The organism is Thalassobaculum sp. (assembly GCF_040219615.1).
In the GTDB taxonomy this organism is placed as follows: Bacteria; Pseudomonadota; Alphaproteobacteria; order Thalassobaculales; family Thalassobaculaceae; genus Thalassobaculum_A.
On sequence record NZ_JAVJSE010000016.1, the window covers coordinates 1 to 17815 of the forward strand.

The window sequence follows — 17815 nt, forward strand, 5'->3', positions numbered from 1 at the left end:
CGATCCGTCGACCATCAGATCTACCGACAACGCAACCTCGTCGAACGCTTCTTCAACCGACTCAAACACTTCCGGGCCATCGCAACCCGATATCACAAGCTCGCCAGAAACTTCCTCGCCGCCATCGCACTCGCATCCGCCCGACTCTGGATCAGGCAATATGAGCCCACGACCTAGGCGAGCCTGCGACCCCCCGGCCGGCTCGAGACCATCGCTACCGCCCCCGGTCCCGCGGATGCGCCGATCGGTGCACGTCGAGCAGCCGGGCGGCGTCGACCTCGGTGTAGCGCTGGGTCGTCGACAGCGAGGCGTGGCCGAGCAGCTCCTGGATGGCGCGCAGGTCGCCGCCGCCGGCCAGCAGGTGGGTGGCGAAGGAGTGCCGGAGCGCGTGCGGCGTGGCGGTCTCGGGCAGGCCGAGCCAGCCGCGCAGGGTCTGGATCGCCTGCTGCACCCGCCGGGCGCCGAGCCGGCCGCCGCGCACGCCGACGAACAACGGGTCGCCGGGGCCGAGCCGGTACGGGCATAGCGTCAGGTAGTCGTCGACGGCGCGCCGCACCACCGGCAGCACCGGCAGCATCCGTGCCTTGCCGCCCTTGCCGGTGATGGTGATCGTGTCGCCGAGCGGCAGCGCCCTGCGGTCGAGCGCCAGAGCCTCGCCGACCCGCAGCCCGCAGCCGTACAGCAGTGCCAGAACCGCCGCGTCGCGCGCCGCCACCCAGGGCTCGTCCGACAGCTCGCCGACGCTCTCCAGGGCGTCCATCGCCTCGTCGACGGTCAGCGCCTTCGGCACCGAGCGCGGCACCCGCGGGCCGCGCACCGCGCCGACCGCGGCGTTGGCGGCCAGGCCGCGGCGCTCCAGGAACCGGAAGAACCCGCGCACGGTGGACAGCGCCCGCGCGGTCGAGCTCTTCTCCAGCCCGTCCAGCGCCCGGCGCGCCAGCCAGGCCCGGAGGTCGGCGGGCGTGAGCGCCGCCAGCGCCGGCAACGACACCGAGTCGCCGAGATGCCCGGCCAGGAAGCCGAGGAAGCCGCCGAGGTCGCGGCCGTAGGCGGAAAGCGTGTGGGGCGAGACCCGCTTCTCGGAAGTCAGCCATTGCCGCCAGTCGGCGATGGCGGCGGACAGGCGCGCGTCGACCGGCCCAGTGCCGTTATCGGGCGCGGGGTCGAGGGGGTCGCTCAGCCGGGCAGGTGCAGCCACTGCCGGATCATGATCTCGAGCGCCCGGGCCAGGAAGCCGAGCAGTTCGGTGCCCTGGCCGGCGACGAAGCCGTCGGGCTTGCGGGAACCCAGGGCCAGCAGGCCGACCGGCGCCTGGGTCGAGGCCCGCAGCCGGGTCAGCGCCTGGCTGCGGACCAGGCCGGCGGCGGCCCCGAACAGCCGCGGGTCGCCGTTGATGTTGCCGGTCAGCAGGACGTCGCGGCCGCGCCCCAGCATGCTGTCGACCGCGCCCTCGGGCAGCGCCCGGATGCCGGCGGCATAGGCCTTCGGGATCGGCACGTCGCCGGCCTCGACGCCGATGGTCACGGCGTCGACGTCGAGCTGGATCGCCAGGTCGCCGGTGACCGTGTGGATCATGCTCTCGAAGGACGGCGCCCGCAGGATCGACAGTACTGAATCATGCACCCGCGACTGGATCGACTGGTTGGCCCGCGCGGTGGTGACCAGGTAGTCCTGGGCGGCCTGCAGCTTCTCGTTCTCGGTCTTCAGGCGCTGCACCATGGCGTGCTGGAAGTCGACCACGTTGCCGGCGCTGCGGCGCGGCGGCGTCAGGATCTCCAGCAGGCCCGGGTTGTCGACCAGGAAGTCCGGGTGGCGCTTCAGGTAGTCGACGATGCGGTCGGCCGTCAGCTCCTTCAGGTCGCCCGGCGGGCGGCCGCTGCCCTTCGCGCTCTTGGCCGGGACCTTGTCCGTCATGCGGCGTCGGTCTCCGGCCCCTGATCGGACTGGCCCAGGATCGACTGACCGGTCTTCGCCCAGTCGGCCAGGAACGCCTCCAGGCCCTTGTCGGTGAGCGGGTGCTTGTACATCTGGCGCAGCACCGCCGGCGGCAGGGTCGAGACGTCGGCGCCCAGCTTGGCGGCCTCGATCACGTGCTGCGGGCCGCGGATCGACGCGACCAGCACCGCGGTCCGGAAGTCGTAGGCGGCGTAGATCTCGACGATCTCGGCGATCAGGTCCATGCCGACCGCGCCGATGTCGTCGAGCCGGCCGACGAAGGGCGAGATGTAGGCGGCGCCGGCCTTGGCCGCCAGCAGCGCCTGGGCCGCCGAGAAGCACAGGGTGACGTTGACCGGCGTGCCGGCGTCGGACAGCACCTTGCAGGTCTTCAGGCCGTCGACCGTCAGCGGCACCTTGACCGCGATGTTCTTGGCGATCGAGGCGAGGTAGCGGCCCTCGCGCAGCATGGTGGCGTGGTCGGTCGCGGTCACCTCGGCCGAGACCGGGCCTGGAACCACGTCGCAGATCTCGGCGATCACGTCGGCCATCGGCCGGCCGGACTTGGCGATCAGCGACGGATTGGTGGTCACGCCGTCGACCAGCCCCGTGCTTGCCAGGTCGCGGATCTCCGCCACGTCGGCGGTGTCGATGAAGAACTTCATGGCCGGTTGGTCCCCACTCGTGGAAGGCCGGAGCCCTACGCGAATCGATTTGTCGAGTCTACCCCATCGCCAAGAAACCGGCCAGCCGAGCGGCCGGTCGCGCGTCGTCCGGCACACCCGCGTTGTAGGGGCGGCGATCGGGCGGCAGACTCGCGCCCCGAATCCGGTTACCGAATCCGGTGCCCGAAGCCGGCCGGCGGTGGCCGCCGCCGAATCGCCGCCAGGGCCTGCCATAGCCCGGGGCATGCAAGGAGAGTTTCGCCGCTTGGACGACCTGTTCGCCCTCGACGCGCCGTTCGAGAGGGTCAGCGTGCTGCTGCCGCTGCCGCTCGACGCGGCCTACGACTACAAGGCCGACCCGGCCTGGGGGCTGGGCCGCGGCGCCGTGGTCGAGGTGCCGCTCGGCAAGCGCCGGCTGATCGGCGTGGTGCTCGGCCCCGGCGGCGACGACGTGCCGGACGAGCGGCTGCGCGGCGTGCTGCGGGCCTACGACGTGCCGCCGCTGCCGGCCGCGGTACTCGACCTGGTCGACTGGGTGGCGAGCTGGACCCTGGCGCCGCGCGGCTCGGTGCTGCGGATGGCGGTCAGCTCGCCGGGCGCGCTCGAGCCGCCGCCGGCGTCCCATGTCCTGACGGCGGTGCCGCAGGCGGCATGGCCCGAGGGGACCCGGATGACGCCGGCGCGGCGGCGGGCGCTGGCGGCGCTCGACGGCCCGGCGCTGGAGCCGAAGGACCTGGCACGCGAGGCGGCGATCGGCCCGGCGGTCATCAAGTCGATGCTGGAGTCCGGGCTGCTGGAGCGCCACGCCCTGACGCCGTCGCCGCCGTTCCAGCCGCCGGATCCAGACCGGGCCGGGCACGCCCTGACCGGCGAGCAGGCCGACGCGGCGGCGGCGCTGCGCCGGTCGGTGGCGGACCGGGCGTTCTCGGTCACCGCCCTCGACGGGGTCACCGGCTCCGGCAAGACCGAGGTGTATTTCGAGGCGATCGCCGCGGCGCTGTCGGCCGGCCGGCAGGCCCTGGTGCTGCTGCCCGAGATCGCGCTGTCGGCACAGTGGCTGGAGCGCTTCGCCGACCGCTTCGGCACCGCCCCGGCGGTCTGGCACTCGGAGCTCAAGCCGAAAGTCCGGCGCGAGACCTGGCGGGCGGTCGCCGAGGGCACCGCTCGGGTGCTGGTGGGCGCCCGCTCGGCGCTGTTCCTGCCGTTCGCCGAGCTCGGCCTGATCGTCGTCGACGAGGAGCACGAGCCTGCCTACAAGCAGGAGGACGGGGTCGCCTACCAGGCCCGCGACATGGCGGTGGTGCGGGCCCGGCTGGAGGGCGTTCCGGTTGCCCTGGTGTCGGCCACGCCCAGCCTGGAGACCCTGGAGAACGTGCGCGGCGGCCGCTACCGCGCGCTGCACCTGGCGGCCCGGCCGGGCGTCGCCGAGCTGCCGACGGTCGAGCTGATCGACCTGCGCCGCGACCGCCCGGAGCGCGGCCGCTTCCTGGCCCCCGCCCTGGTGCGGGCGGTCGAGCGTACGCTGGCCGACGGCGAGCAGGTGCTGCTGTTCCTGAACCGCCGCGGCTATGCCCCGCTGACCCTGTGCCGCGGCTGCGGGCACCGGCTGGAATGCCCGAACTGCACGGCCTGGCTGGTCGAGCATCGGCTGCTGGGCCGGCTGCAATGCCATCACTGCGGCTTTTCCGGGCGTATGCCGCGGGTCTGCCCGTCCTGCGAGGCCGAGGACAGCTTCGTGGCCAGCGGCCCCGGGGTCGAGCGGCTGGCCGAGGAGGTGCTGAGCCGGTTCCCGGAGGCGCGCTTCCAGATCGCGTCGTCGGACACCATCCTCGGGCCTGAGCAGGCCGGCGAGTTCGTGCGTGCCGTCAACGCCCGCGAGATCGACGTGATCGTCGGCACCCAGATCGTCGCCAAGGGCCACCACTTCCCGTGGCTGACCCTGGTCGGCGTGGTCGATGCCGACCTCGGCCTGGCCGGCGGCGACCTGCGGGCCGGCGAGCGCACCTACCAGATGCTGCACCAGGTCGCCGGCCGCGCCGGCCGGGCCGAGCGGCCGGGCCGGGTGCTGCTGCAGACCCATGTGCCGGAGAACCCGGTGATGGCGGCGCTGGCGGCCGGCGACCGCGACCGGTTCCTGGAATACGAGGCCGAGCAGCGCCGGGCCGCGGGCATGCCGCCATTCGGGCGGCTGGCCGGGCTGGTGGTGTCGGCGCCGGACCCGGAGCGCGCCGACGCCGCCGCCCGCGCGATCGCCCGCGCCGCCCCGCGGCTCGAGGGGGTGACGGTGCTCGGCCCGGCCCCCGCCCCGCTCGCCCTGCTGCGCGGCCGGCACCGCCGCCGGCTGCTGGTGAAGGCCCGCAAGGAGATCAACCTGCAGCGCGTGCTGCGCGACTGGCTGACGCCGATCAGGCTGGAGAACGCGGTCCGGCTGGCGATCGACGTCGACCCGTACAGCTTCATGTAGAGTCGGGCGATGTCCGATCCGCTGCTTCGCCCGCTGGTTCCCGCCGACCTGGACGAGACCGTCGCCATGCAGTGCCGGGCGATGGCCGAGCTCGGGCGCACCCACTACGACGCCACGCAAATCGCCCTGCTGCTGGCGGCGACGCGGGAGCCGGACTATCCCGAGGCGCTGCTCGGCAACGACGTCTGGCTGGCGGTCGGCCCGGGCGGGGCAATCCTCGGCTCGGCCGGCTGGGGTGCGGTCTTCGGCTCGCAGCCGCCGACCGGCAGGATCCGCAAGGTGTTCGTGGAGCCGGGCCTGGCCGGCCGCGGATTCGGCCGGCGCCTGGTCGAGGCCGCCGAGGCCCGGGCCGGGGCCGCCGGCTGCCGCGATTTCGTGGTGCGCGCCAACCTGAACGCCGTGCCGTTCTACCAGCGCCTCGGCTATCGGGTGACCGGCCCGGGGACGATGACGGTCGCCGGCTGCGACGTACCGATGACGATGATGGAAAAACCGGCGGAAACCGTCGGTTAGCAGCGCGATGGCTGTCGCGTGACTTGCTGTGCCGTGTCCGCTTGCAGCCCCCGGACCCGTGTGCTAGTTAGGCGCCGCGCCGCGGGGGGAGGCCTCTCCGGGAGGCCTTTGCGCGGCGGCTTCACCAACCACGCGGCCTGTCGGCGTGGTCCCGTCATCCGGACGGGATTTCAGTCGGCACCGATCGAGACGAAGGGGCGTTTCCTCGTGGCATCGGAAACCCAAGGGCTTGCCGCTCGATACGCGTTGGCGCTCTACGAGCTGGCCGACGAGGGCAAGGTTCTGGATGACGTCGCTTCGGACCTGTCCGCGCTGCGGCAGCTTCTGAACGAGAGTCCGGACTTCGTGCGCCTGATCCGGTCGCCGGTGCTTACCCGGAACGACCAGAGCAGGGGCATCCTCGCCGTTGCGAACAAGGCGGGGGCGAATCCGCTCACCGCCAAGTTCCTCGGCGTGCTCGCGGCCAACCGCCGGCTGTTCGCGATTCCGCGGATGATCGACGCCTATCTGTCCGAGCTGGCCCGCCGTCGCGGCGAGGTCGCCGCGCAGGTCACCTCGGCGGTGTCGCTGTCCGACGAGCAGGTCGCCTCGGTCACCGAGGCGCTGCGCAAGGTGGTGGGCCAGAAGGTCACCGTTGATCTCACCGTCGATCCGTCGCTGATCGGCGGCCTTATCGTGCGCGTCGGCTCGCGCATGATCGACAGTTCGCTCCGTACCAAGCTGCAGCGCCTGCAGCTCGCCATGAAAGGGATTGGCTGATGGACATCCGTGCCGCTGAAATTTCCGGCATCCTCAAGGAGCAGATCGCCAATTTCGGGGCCGAGGCGGAAGTCGCCGAGGTCGGGCAGGTGCTCTCGGTCGGTGACGGTATCGCGCGCGTCTACGGGCTGGACCAGGTCCAGGCCGGCGAGATGGTCGAGTTTCCGGGTGGTATCCGCGGCATGGCGCTGAACCTCGAGACCGACAACGTCGGTATCGTGATCTTCGGCGACGATCGCAACATCAAGGAAGGCGACACCGTCAAGCGGACCGGCGCCATCGTCGACGCGCCCGTCGGCAAGGGCCTGCTCGGCCGCGTGGTCGACGGCCTCGGCAACCCGATCGACGGCAAGGGGCCGCTGAAGGACGTCGAGCGCAAGCGCGTCGAGGTCAAGGCGCCGGGCATCATGCCGCGCAAGTCGGTGCACGAGCCGATGCAGACCGGCCTGAAGGCGATCGACAGCCTGATCCCGGTCGGCCGCGGCCAGCGCGAGCTGATCATCGGCGACCGCCAGACCGGCAAGACCGCCATCGCCGTCGACACCTTCATCAACCAGAAGGCCGTCAACGACGCGGCCGGCGACGACGACAGCAAGAAGCTGTTCTGCATCTACGTCGCGATCGGCCAGAAGCGCTCGACGGTCGCCCAGATCGTCAAGACCCTCGAAGACTACGGCGCGATGGAGTACTCGATCGTGGTCGCCGCCACCGCCTCCGAGCCGGCGCCGCTGCAGTTCCTGGCGCCGTATACCGGTTGCGCGATGGGCGAGTACTTCCGCGACAACGGCATGCACGCGGTCATCGTGTACGACGACCTTTCGAAGCAGGCCGTGTCCTACCGCCAGATGTCGCTGCTGCTGCGCCGCCCGCCGGGGCGCGAGGCCTATCCGGGCGACGTGTTCTACGTGCACTCGCGCCTGCTCGAGCGCGCCGCCAAGATGAACGACGCCAACGGCGCCGGCTCGCTGACCGCGCTGCCGGTCATCGAGACCCAGGCCGGTGACGTGTCGGCCTACATCCCGACCAACGTGATCTCGATCACCGACGGCCAGATCTTCCTCGAGACCGACCTGTTCTATCGCGGTATCCGGCCGGCGGTGAACGTCGGCCTGTCGGTCAGCCGGGTCGGCTCGGCCGCCCAGATCAAGGCCATGAAGCAGGTTGCCGGCAGCATCAAGCTGGAGCTCGCGCAGTATCGCGAGATGGCCGCCTTCGCTCAGTTCGCCTCGGACCTCGACGCCGCCACCCAGCGCCTGCTGGCCCGCGGCGCGCGTCTGACCGAGCTGTTGAAGCAGCCGCAGTTCAGCCCGATGACGGTCGAGGAGCAGGTGATTTCGATCTTCGCCGGCGTGCGCGGCTATCTCGACAAGATCGCGATCGCCGACATCGGCCGCTTCGAGAGCCAGGTTATCGCCGACATCAAGGCGAAGGCACCCGGCATCCTCGACGCGATCCGCACCGAGAAGGCGCTGTCGGACGACACCCAGGGCAAGCTGAAGGAGTTCATGGACTCCTTCGCCAAGACCTTCGCCTGATCCAGGGGCGCGTCCTCCGGGGCGCGCCCGACACCGGGACCCGCTGACCGGCGGCCCGGCGACACAACGCGAACGGTGCGGCAGCGGACGGTACGATGGCCAACCTCAAGGACCTGAAGATCCGGATCAAAAGCGTCAAGTCGACGCAGAAGATCACCTCGGCCATGAAGATGGTCGCGGCCGCCAAGCTGCGCCGGGCGCAGGAGGCGGCCGAGGCCGCGCGGCCCTACGCCCAGCGCATGGACCGGATGATCGCGTCGCTCGGCGCCAAGGTGGGCAGTTCCGGCGGGCCGAAGCTGATCGCCGGAACCGGCAAGGACGACGTGCATATGATCGTCGTCGCGACCGCCGACCGCGGCCTGTGCGGCGGCTTCAACTCATCGATCGTGCGCGCCGCCCGGCGCCGCATCACCGAGCTGGAGAAGTCCGGCAAGACCGTCCGGATCATGACCGTCGGCCGCAAGGCCCGCGACCAGCTGCGCCGAACGCATGCGTCGCAGATCGTCAAGTCGCTGGAGAACATCGCCCGAACGGTGGTCGGCTTCGAGACCGCCAACGACATCGCCCGCGAGCTGATCCACGGCTTCGATGCCGGCGAGTTCGACGTCTGCACGATCTTCTTCAACCGCTTCAAGTCGGCGATGAGCCAGATCGTCACCGCCCAGCAGCTGATCCCGGCCAGCATCCCGGAGGCCGAGGAGGATCAGGGTGACGAGCTGAAGGCGCTGTACGAGTACGAGCCCGACGAGGAAGGCATCCTCGCGGCCCTGCTGCCGCGCAACGTCGCCACCCAGATCTATGCCGCGCTCCTGGAGAATGCGGCCAGCGAGCACGGCGCGCGGATGACGGCGATGGACAGCGCCACGCGCAATGCCGGCGACATGATCGACCGACTGACGATGACCTACAACCGGACCCGTCAGGCGGTGATCACCAAGGAGCTTATCGAGATCATTTCGGGCGCAGAGGCGCTCTGAGGCCGACCACCCTCCGCCTCCCCCGCCCAACCGAGGAGCCTAGAGCATGGCGAACAACGCTACCGGCAAGATTACCCAGGTCATTGGCGCCGTCGTCGACGTGAAGTTCGAGGGCGAGCTGCCGCCGATCCTGAACGCGTTGCACACCAAGATCGGCGACAACCTCCTGGTGCTGGAAGTGGCGCAGCACCTGGGCGAGAGCACGGTGCGCACGATCGCCATGGACTCCACCGAGGGCGCCGTCCGCGGCCAGTCGGTCGAGGACACCGGTGCCCCGATCACCGTGCCGGTCGGCCCCGAGACTCTCGGCCGCATCCTGAACGTAATCGGCCAGCCGGCCGACGAGCGGCCGCCGGTCGAGAGCAAGATGCACTACCCGATCCACCGCCCGGCGCCGGAGTATGTCGACCAGTCGACCGAGGCCGAGATCCTGATCACCGGCATCAAGGTCATCGACCTGCTGGCGCCCTACGCCAAGGGCGGCAAGATCGGCCTGTTCGGCGGCGCCGGCGTCGGCAAGACCGTGCTGATCATGGAACTGATCAACAACGTCGCGAAGGCGCATGGCGGCTACTCGGTGTTCGCCGGCGTCGGCGAGCGGACCCGCGAGGGCAACGACCTCTATCACGAGATGGTCGAGTCGGGCGTCATCGTGCCGGACGGCCCGGGCTCGAAGGCCGCGCTGGTCTACGGCCAGATGAACGAGCCGCCGGGGGCCCGCGCCCGCGTCGGCCTGACCGGTCTGACCCTGGCCGAGTACTTCCGCGACGAGGAAGGCCAGGACGTGCTGTTCTTCGTCGACAACATCTTCCGCTTCACCCAGGCGGGCTCCGAGGTGTCGGCACTGCTCGGGCGCATCCCGTCGGCGGTGGGCTACCAGCCGACCCTGGCGACCGACATGGGCGCCCTGCAGGAGCGGATCACCACCACCAAGAAGGGCTCGATCACCTCGGTGCAGGCGATCTACGTGCCGGCCGACGACCTGACCGACCCGGCGCCGGCCACGTCGTTCTCGCACCTCGACGCCACCACGGTGCTGAACCGGCAGATCGCCGAGCTCGGCATCTACCCGGCGGTCGACCCGCTCGACTCGACCTCGCGCATGCTCGACCCGCGGGTCATCGGCGACGAGCACTACAACGTCGCCCGCCGCGTCCAGGAAGTGCTGCAGCAGTACAAGTCGCTGCAGGACATCATCGCCATCCTGGGCATGGACGAGCTCTCGGAAGAGGACCGTCTGACGGTCGCGCGGGCCCGCAAGATCCAGCGCTTCCTGTCGCAGCCGTTCCACGTCGCCGAGGTGTTCACGGGCAGCCCGGGCAAGCTGGTCGCGCTCGAGGACACCATCAAGGGCTTCAAGGCCATCGTCGACGGCGAGTACGACGACCTGCCGGAGGCCGCGTTCTACATGGTCGGCGGCATCGACGAGGTCATCGAGAAGGCCCGCAAGATGGCGGCCGAGGCCGCCTGATCGGGCTGGATCGCGAAGCGTCGGCAAAGAGGTAGGGATCGATGGCTGAGACCACCCAGTTCGAGCTCGTGTCTCCGGAGAGGCTGGTCCTCTCCCGTGACGTCGAGATGGTCGTCGTCCCCGGCAGCGAGGGGTACTTCGGTGTGCTGCCGCGGCACGCGCCGATGATCTCGACGTTGTCGGCCGGCGTGATCGACATCTACGAGGGCGGCCAGGTGGTCGACCGGATCTTCGTCGCCGGCGGCTTCGCCGAGGTGACCGAGACCCGCTGCACGGTGCTGGCCGAGGAAGCGACGCTACTCTCCGAGGTCAACGTGGCGGAGACCGAGAAGACCCTCGCGGGCGATCGCGACGTCCTCAAGGATACCAGCGACGCGATCGAGCGCGGCAAGCTCGAGGAGCGTATCCGCACCCTCGAGGCGCTGCTGGCGGCGACCCGGCGCGCCGCTTAGAGCGACCGGCTCCGGCCGTCCCGCGATACCCCAGACACCCCGAGCGGCCGTCCGTTGGACGGCCGTTTGGCGTCTTGTCATACTCCTTCCCGATTCGCGGCCGCGTCGGAGGGAGTCGCTAGGGTGCATTGGCTGGGCCGCTCGGTCCTGATCCTGCTGGCGATCGTCGCCGTGCTGGCACCGGCCATCTGGATTGGCCGGGACGTCGTGCCGCCACGGGTGGTGCGCTGGGCGGTCAACTACGCCGCCGGCGCCGAGGTGATCGACGACCTGGCCTTCCGCATCGACGGGCTGTCGACCGGCCATGTCGAGCTGACCGACCTGCGCGTCAACGCCGATGCCGCCCTGACGGCCGAGCGTGTCCGTCTGGCCTTCGACCCGCGCGAACTGCTGGGCGGCCGGTTGCGGACGGTGACGGTGGTCGCGCCCGAGCTCCGCGCGACGGTCGGCCCGGCCGGCGGTGTCGGCCTCGGCAGCCTGGACGCGGTGGTGGCGGCCTTCGGTTCGCAACCCGACGGGACGCCCCACGGGCCAGCCGACGGACCGGCGGCCCTGCGGCAGATTGAGATCCGGGACGCGACCGTTCGGCTGGCCGGCGCCGCCACCGGGCGGCTGCGCCTCGACGGCATCCTCGCACCCGCGCCGACCGGCCTGGCCGCGACTCTGGCCTGGCGGCTCGACGCCGCGACCGACGGCACCGGCGCGCCCCAGACCTCGATCCTGCCGCCCGGCCTGGCGGTCGCCGCCGAAGGCCGCCTCGCGCTCGACCTGGACGCTGCCGCCACACGGGTGAACCTGGGTATCGGCGACGGTCGGCTGCAGCGCGGGACCCTGGCGGTCGACGGCCTGGGCGGCACCGTCGTCCTGGCCCTGCCGAGCGCCGGATCGCCGGTGCTGAGCGCCGCACTGACGGCGGTCCGGGCGGTCGCCGGCGAGGTCGCCCTGGCGGATCCGTCCCTGCGTCTGCGCTACGATCCGGACGGGCTCTCCGCCACCGCCCGGCTGGGGGACGGTCCGGAACCCGGCGTCGTGGCGGCGGCGACCGCCGATGCGGCAGGCCCGGACGGCCGCCGGCCGTTCCGGATCGAGCTGCGGGCCGACCTGGCGCGCATCGACGCGATCCTGGCGGCCTGGACCGACCGGCCGCCGATGGCGTGGCGTGGTACGGCCACCGCCGAGATCGGGGGCGCGCTCTCGCTCGACGACCCGACGCCGGCGGCTATGTGGTCCGGTGCGGTGGCATCGGGCGGGGTGACGGTGACGCTGGACGATGGGGCGTTGCCGCCGGGCTACGGCCGCGTTCGCGGCACCGCGCGCCTGGCACTGGCACTCGCCGCCGGACGGCTGTCGGTCGAGACCGTCGAGCCGCTGACCGTCGAGACCGAGCCGGCCAGCCCGCCGGTCGACGAACTGCTCGCCTCGCCTGTCGAGATCACCCTCGGCACCGTCGACACTCCGTTCAGACTGCTGCTGGAGGAGCCGTTCGGCGCGGCCCGGCTGGAGGTCGCGGGACCGGCGGCGGCGCTGTCGGAGGACGGTGCGCGCGGCGCGGTCGAGGGCAGTGCCGCGTTCCGACTCGGGCCCGCCGGCTGGGAGCTGGAGCGGCTGGTCCGGGCGGCGGTGCAGGTCGCCGGCGTGACCCGGGCCGGCGTCGTGCTACGGCATCTCGATGCGGTGGTCGAGGACCTGACGGTCGGGCCGACGGGGCCTGCCGGCCGGTTCGACATGACCGTCCGTGCCAGCGCGCCGGACCGCGGGATGTCAGGGATGACCGCCGCCGTCTCGGGTCGGATCGAGCCCGGCGACGGCGGCGTGGACGTCGTACTGGCGTCGCCGGGCCTGCTGAGCGTCGACCGGCTGGCGCCAGCCGCCCCGCTGGCGCCGATCGAGGGATTGACGGCGCGCATCGCGGCCACCCGAAATCCGATCGCGACGGTTCCGGCGGACGGCGGTCCGCTCGTGCTGCGGCTGCCCCTCGATCTCCCGGCGCTTGCCCTGGCGTCGGCCGAGCCGGGGCGGTGGCGGATCGATCTCGCGCCGATGCGGGTCGACGTCGACGCTACCCTGGCGCCCGAGGCGGCAGGGCGGCTGCGGATCAGGCTGGCGAACGCGGCGGCCGGGATCGCACCGGCCGGCGTGAGACTGGAGGGTCTGGCCGCCGACCTGCGCATGGCGCTGGCGCCGAACGGCGCGCGCCTGGAACGGGTCGACCTGCGGGCCCGCAAGCTGGCCGACCAGGCGCGTCTGGCGCGCTTCGTGCCGCTCTCGCTCGAGGGCCTGGTGCGTGGCGCGGCGACCGCCAGGAATCCGGACCGGCTTGCGTTCCGGGTGACCCTGCGCGGCGGCGACGGCGCCTTCGTTCTGGATGCCGACGGCCATCACGCGCCGTCCACCGGCCGCGGCGAGGCGGCACTGACCCTGTTCCCGATCCGGTTCGTGCCGGGCGGGCTGCAGCCGGCCGACCTGTCGCCGGCGGCGGCCGCGATGTTCCGCAGCGCGTCGGGGGAAATATCGCTCGCCGGCCGGGTGCGCTGGCCGGGCGAGGCGGTGCCGCCGGACGACCCGTTGACCCTGACCCTGAAGGATCTGGGTTTCACCGGGTCGGTCGGGACGGTGACCGGGCTGGGCGGGTCGGTGGCGCTGACCCAGGTCGACCCGCCGGCCACGCCGCCGGGCCAGGAGCTGACGGCGACTGCGGTCGACATCGGCATCCCGATCGTCGCCCCGCGGGTACGGTTCCGCCTCGAGCCGGAGCGCATCCTGCGCCTGGAGAGCGTCGAGGCCCGGTTCGCCGACGGCCGGGTCAGCGCCGAGGACGTGGCGGTGCCGCTGGACGGCGGCCGGGCCGTTCCGGTGGTGCTGACGGTCGAGAAGGTCGATGCCGCCCGGCTGGCCGAGGTCATCGACCTGGAAGGACTGAGCGCGACCGGAACCCTGTCCGGATGGCTGCCGCTGCTGTGGGACCCGCGGTCCGGTCTGGCGGTCCGGCAGGCGCGGCTGACCGCCGGAACCGGCGGTGGGCAGCTGCGTTACCGACCCAAGGACGGCGCCCCCGGATTGCAGGATTCCGGCGAGCAGGTTAGCCTTCTCCTCGAGGCGATCAGGAATTTCGAATACGAGTCCTTCGAGGTCGAGGCCGACGGCCGCCCCGGAGAACCGTTCGACGTAAAACTCAGGTTGCGCGGTGCCAATCCGGACCTCTATGACGGCTACCCGATCGCCCTCAACGTCACCCTCGAGGGGGCGCTCGACCAGCTGTTCGGCAATCTCCGCCGCAGCCTGGGGCTTACCGACGTCATCCGCCGGCGCCTGGAGGCGTCGAGCGGTGGCTAGCGGCCGCCTGCTGCCCCTGGTCCTCGGAGCGTCCCTGGCCCTCGCGGCCTGCACGCCGCGCATTGCGCTGGAGGCGCCGAAGGAGCCGATCACGATCAATCTGAACATCAAGATCGAACAGGAGGTCCGGATCAAGGTCGAGCGGGACCTCGAAGAGCTGTTCAAGAGCGACAAGAAGATCTTCTGAGGAGAGGGTGATGCGGTTCGGGCGACGAACACTGGTCGCGGCGCTGACCGCGCTGTCCGCGGCCGCCGCTTTCGGCCCGGTTCCGGCGCTGGCGCTCGACCTCGATGCCGCGAAGGCCAAGGGCTGGATCGGCGAGCGTCGCGACGGCTATATCGGCCTGGTCGACGCGGCGGCTCCGGCCGAGGCGGCGGCGCTGGTCGCGCAGGTGAATGCCGAACGCCGCGACGCCTACGAGAGCGTGGCCAAGCAGAACGGCGTGCCGCGCGAGCAGGTCGAGGCGCTGGCCGGGCAGAAGCTGATCGGCCGCGCGGCCGCCGGGACCTTCGTCATGGACGCCGCCGGGCGCTGGATCCGGAAGTAGCGACGGATCGCCGGCTGCGCGCCGGCGCCGGCCTTCAGTCCGACTTCTCCGGCGGCCGGTCGTCGTCTTCGTTGTTCATCTGAACGAAGCGGGTGTGCGGCCGGCGCTTGCGGCCTTCCTCGACGCGCGTCTGCAGCTCGGAGTCGAGACGGTCGTTTTCCCAGCTGTGCATCTGGCTGACCATCCGGACCCGGGCCTGCTCGTAGCGCGAGCCCGACTTGACCTGTTCGTGGTCCGGGAACAGCTCGCGGACCGGAATTCGCGGGGCGTACCCGGAGATGCGATGGATGGCGCGCTCGACGGCGCGGCTGCCGCCGATGGCGTCGCGGGCGACATAGGCATCGCGCCAGACCGAGATCATGTCGTCCCAGCCGTCGAGCCCGTAGGCGATGTCGCGCCGCAGCCGCTCGAGCCGGTCGATGGCCGCCAGGTTCTGGTCGAACAGGTCGGCCAGCTTGCCCATCAGCTCGTTGAGCTGGCTGAGCCGCTCGTTGACGTAGCCGATGCACTCGTCGGCGGCTTCGACGATCAGCTCCACCTGGCGGTCCAGCTCCTCGCGAACCTGACTGCGGTAAGCGGTGACCTCGGACCGGAAGTTCAGCAGCCGGGTGTGCTGAAGGTACAGGAAGCCGTTGCTCTTCTCCTCGCCCTTGGCGGTGACGTTGCCGAACGGCGTGATCATGCCGACCAGCGGGTCGAGGTAGCTCTTGGCGTCGCTCACGGTGCACTTGCCGCGCTCGGCTGCGAAGATCATCACCCGCTCGATCAGCAGGTCGAGGTCGATGCGGGTGCGGCCGGAGTCGCCGCCCATCAGGTCCATGAGCGTCCGCGTGTTGGTGCGGGCCATCAGCTGGTCGCCTTTGGCGATCCCGCATTCGCGCGTCAGCTGGGCGATGAACGAAAGCCGGACCATGGCCTTGTCCTCGGCGTCGCGCTGGGCCGCCCGCTGCGCCGCCTCCTGGATGGCCGGGTCGCCGCTCAGCGCGGCGTCGGCTTTCAGGCAGATGTCGCGGATGTTGACGGGGTCGAGGTCGCGGACCGTGACAGTGCGGAGAACCTGCTCGTGCACCCGCTGGTCCCGCAGATCCAGGCTGGCGAGCTGGGTGACCTGTTCCCACGGCACCACGACCAGTTCGCCGCGCCGGGCGCCCGAGTAGTTCGGGATCACCGCTTCAAGCAGCCGATCCTCACCATGGAAATACTCGCGCACCCGCGCATGCGCCAAGTCCTTCTGGTGGAACGGGACGGCGGTTCCCCTGCGCTCGAAAGTCTGAGGCAGATTGATGCCGCGCATTCGCGTCCCCCAACTGATTTCACAGGAGTTTACGCTGGTATGACGGGATTAGGAACGCTCGGCTTGACTGGTGCCTGCGGCGCGTTGGCGGACAGCCGGGCCGAGCTCCTCGATCACCGCCGCGTAGATCGCCTTCTTGAACGGCACGATCAGCGAGGTCAGCTCGTCGATGCCCACCCAGCGCCAGGCGTCGAACTCCGGATGTGCGGTGTCGAGCCGGATGTCCTGATCGGTCCCGGTGAAACGGCAGGCGAACCATTTCTGACGCTGGCCGCGCCAGCGACCGCCCCACAGCTTACCGACCAGATGGCCCGGCAGATCGTAGGTGAGCCAGCCGGCGGTGCCGGCCTCGATCACCGCGGCGGCGGTACCGATCTCCTCCTCGAGTTCGCGCAGGGCGGCGGCCTCCGGCGCCTCGCCGTCGTCGATCCCGCCCTGGGGCATTTGCCAGGCGTCCGGCGTGTCGATACGGCGCCCGACGAACACCCGGCCGCGGGCGTCGAACAGCATGATGCCGACACAGGGCCGGTACGGTAGCGAGTCCGGGGCGGTCAATTGGCTTTCCTCAAGGCGGCCGGACGTCAGCGCAGCCGCTGGCGGTCGGCGATCGCGGACACCGGCGCCAGCGCCAGGCCCTTGGCCTCCAGCGTGCCGGCCCAGCGCATCAACCGGTCGAGCGTGACCGGCAGCGGGCGCGCGATGCCGACCGCGTAGCGCTGCTGGCGGGCAATCGACTCCAGCCCGGCGAGCGCCCGGTCGACCGCATCGATCGACGGGGTGGAATCGATGAAGGCGTTGTTGAAGGCGCGCGGCAGCTGGATCGACGAGGCCAGCTCGGTGGCGATGCTGCGCGAGGTCGCCCGGCTGTCGACGAACATCAGCCCGCGCTGCTTGAGACCCTGCAGGATCGGCATCAGCGCGTCCTCGACGGTGCTGAACTGCGAGCCCATCCAGGTCGCCACGCCGACATAGCCGGGTGCCCGGCCGAGCACCCATTCCAGGCGGTTGAGGTTGTCGACCAGCGACAGCGAGGTCAGCAGGGTCGACGGCCCGGGATCGTCGCGCGGAAAGTCCAGCGGCTCCATCGGCAGGTCGATCAGGGTCTCGTGTCCGGCGCGCCTCGCCTTGGCCATCAGCGACTCGATGTTTCGGGCGTAAGGCGAGAAGCTCAGGCTGATGGCGCCAGGCAGGCCGGTGATCGCGTGGTCGGTCAGCTCCTTGCTGAGGCCCAGCCCGACCACCACGACGGCCACGCGCGGCCGGGTGTCGTCCAGGTTGAACGGGCGTCCGTAGGTCGACCAGGGCTGCCGGCCGTCCGGTCCGACCATCGGCAGCTTGATGTCGTTCTTGGTCTCCAGCAGGGTCGGGTCGACCGCTGCCAGCCGGACCCCGTCCGCCGGCGGCGGCTCCTCGGCCGCCGGCATCGCGCCCGGTGTCCCGTGCCCGGCGTCGGGTCCGCCGGGACCCGGCTCGGGCTTGCCGTGCGGATCGGCGGCGGCACGGCCGTCGGCCGGCTTCGCGGGCATGGCGCTGGCGGAACTGTTCGGCGTCGGCGCCTCGCCGTCGGCCAGGATCGGCACCGTGAGCTGCGGGCGTTGCAGGGCCCGCCGTGCCTCGGTCGTCTCGGCATTCACCAGGATCCAGCCGATCAGGGCACCGGTGCCGCCGATCACCAGGACCGCCAGCGCAGCGGTGGCGGCGGCCACGGCGATGCCTTTCAGGCGAGAGCCGTTCCCGGCGTCGCCGGCCGGCTCGGCTGCCGCTGACGGCGCCGCCATCGCGTCGTCGAGCGGGTCCACCCCGTCCGGGTCGCCGGTATTCGGGCGCCTGTTCAGGAAGGGAAGCCGTATCTTGGGCAGCTTCACGGTC

At 71.3% G+C, this 17815-nt stretch carries 17 protein-coding genes; 11 read left to right on the top strand and 6 right to left on the bottom strand.

Features of this window, described 5'->3' with window-relative positions; genetic code table 11:
• The coding region (locus tag RIC31_RS10810; RefSeq protein ID WP_350106842.1) for a transposase at window positions 1-177 on the top strand (177 nt) is incomplete at its 5' end.
• Between the two features lie 37 nt (window positions 178-214).
• On the opposite strand, the gene RIC31_RS10815 is transcribed toward RIC31_RS10810, so the two are convergent.
• The 3 genes from RIC31_RS10815 to fsa are packed head-to-tail and all read right to left on the bottom strand — an operon-like array spanning window position 215 to window position 2600.
• Complete coding sequence (locus RIC31_RS10815; RefSeq protein ID WP_350106518.1) at window positions 215-1198, bottom strand: tyrosine recombinase XerC; 984 nt, start codon at window positions 1196-1198, stop codon at window positions 215-217.
• Window positions 1177-1914: a DUF484 family protein gene (locus tag RIC31_RS10820; protein WP_350106521.1), complete on the bottom strand. Its 738-nt coding sequence runs from the start codon at window positions 1912-1914 to the stop codon at window positions 1177-1179. Before RIC31_RS10820 ends, RIC31_RS10815 begins: the two co-directional genes overlap by 22 nt.
• Window positions 1911-2600: a fructose-6-phosphate aldolase gene (fsa, locus tag RIC31_RS10825; protein WP_350106524.1), complete on the bottom strand. Its 690-nt coding sequence runs from the start codon at window positions 2598-2600 to the stop codon at window positions 1911-1913. Before fsa ends, RIC31_RS10820 begins: the two co-directional genes overlap by 4 nt.
• A gap of 265 nt (window positions 2601-2865) precedes the next feature.
• Between fsa and RIC31_RS10830 the strand changes: the two genes are divergently transcribed.
• From RIC31_RS10830 to RIC31_RS10875, 10 genes are all read left to right on the top strand, one after another.
• Entirely contained in the window at window positions 2866-5064 is a 2199-nt protein-coding gene (locus RIC31_RS10830; protein WP_350106527.1) for a primosomal protein N', read from the top strand.
• Window positions 5065-5073: 9 nt separating this feature from the next.
• Window positions 5074-5577 (top strand): GNAT family N-acetyltransferase, encoded by a 504-nt coding sequence (locus RIC31_RS10835; protein ID WP_350106530.1) that lies wholly within the window; start codon window positions 5074-5076, stop codon window positions 5575-5577.
• 207 nt (window positions 5578-5784) lie between these two features.
• Window positions 5785-6336, top strand: coding sequence for a F0F1 ATP synthase subunit delta (locus RIC31_RS10840; protein WP_350106845.1), 552 nt, complete (start codon window positions 5785-5787; stop codon window positions 6334-6336).
• On the top strand, window positions 6336-7871 hold the full coding sequence (atpA, locus tag RIC31_RS10845) for a F0F1 ATP synthase subunit alpha (RefSeq protein WP_350106533.1): 1536 nt from the start codon (window positions 6336-6338) through the stop codon (window positions 7869-7871). The genes RIC31_RS10840 and atpA overlap by 1 nt, the downstream gene beginning before the upstream one ends.
• A gap of 95 nt (window positions 7872-7966) precedes the next feature.
• Window positions 7967-8848 carry a F0F1 ATP synthase subunit gamma gene (locus RIC31_RS10850; protein WP_350106535.1) on the top strand — a complete coding sequence of 294 codons (882 nt, stop codon included), beginning with the start codon at window positions 7967-7969 and terminating at the stop codon, window positions 8846-8848.
• Between the two features lie 46 nt (window positions 8849-8894).
• Window positions 8895-10319 (top strand): F0F1 ATP synthase subunit beta, encoded by a 1425-nt coding sequence (gene atpD / locus RIC31_RS10855; RefSeq protein ID WP_350106539.1) that lies wholly within the window; start codon window positions 8895-8897, stop codon window positions 10317-10319.
• A 41-nt stretch (window positions 10320-10360) separates the two neighbouring features.
• A complete protein-coding gene (locus tag RIC31_RS10860; RefSeq protein ID WP_350106542.1) occupies window positions 10361-10771 on the top strand; it encodes a F0F1 ATP synthase subunit epsilon in 411 nt (136 codons plus the stop codon).
• 123 nt (window positions 10772-10894) lie between these two features.
• Window positions 10895-14104, top strand: coding sequence for an intermembrane phospholipid transport protein YdbH family protein (locus tag RIC31_RS10865; RefSeq protein ID WP_350106545.1), 3210 nt, complete (start codon window positions 10895-10897; stop codon window positions 14102-14104).
• A complete protein-coding gene (locus RIC31_RS10870; RefSeq protein ID WP_350106548.1) occupies window positions 14097-14291 on the top strand; it encodes a YnbE family lipoprotein in 195 nt (64 codons plus the stop codon). Before RIC31_RS10865 ends, RIC31_RS10870 begins: the two co-directional genes overlap by 8 nt.
• A gap of 10 nt (window positions 14292-14301) precedes the next feature.
• Window positions 14302-14652 carry a YdbL family probable chaperone protein gene (locus RIC31_RS10875; RefSeq protein ID WP_350106551.1) on the top strand — a complete coding sequence of 117 codons (351 nt, stop codon included), beginning with the start codon at window positions 14302-14304 and terminating at the stop codon, window positions 14650-14652.
• 34 nt (window positions 14653-14686) lie between these two features.
• Here RIC31_RS10875 and RIC31_RS10880 read toward each other — a convergent pair whose 3' ends face one another.
• Genes RIC31_RS10880 through RIC31_RS10890 form a run of 3 tightly spaced genes read right to left on the bottom strand, consistent with a single transcriptional unit; the run spans window position 14687 to window position 17811 of the window.
• Window positions 14687-15946: a hypothetical protein gene (locus RIC31_RS10880; protein ID WP_350106554.1), complete on the bottom strand. Its 1260-nt coding sequence runs from the start codon at window positions 15944-15946 to the stop codon at window positions 14687-14689.
• Window positions 15947-15994: 48 nt separating this feature from the next.
• A complete protein-coding gene (locus tag RIC31_RS10885; RefSeq protein WP_350106557.1) occupies window positions 15995-16501 on the bottom strand; it encodes an RNA pyrophosphohydrolase in 507 nt (168 codons plus the stop codon).
• A gap of 26 nt (window positions 16502-16527) precedes the next feature.
• A complete protein-coding gene (locus RIC31_RS10890) occupies window positions 16528-17811 on the bottom strand; it encodes a divergent polysaccharide deacetylase family protein (protein ID WP_350106560.1) in 1284 nt (427 codons plus the stop codon).
• Window positions 17812-17815 lie beyond the last annotated feature (4 nt).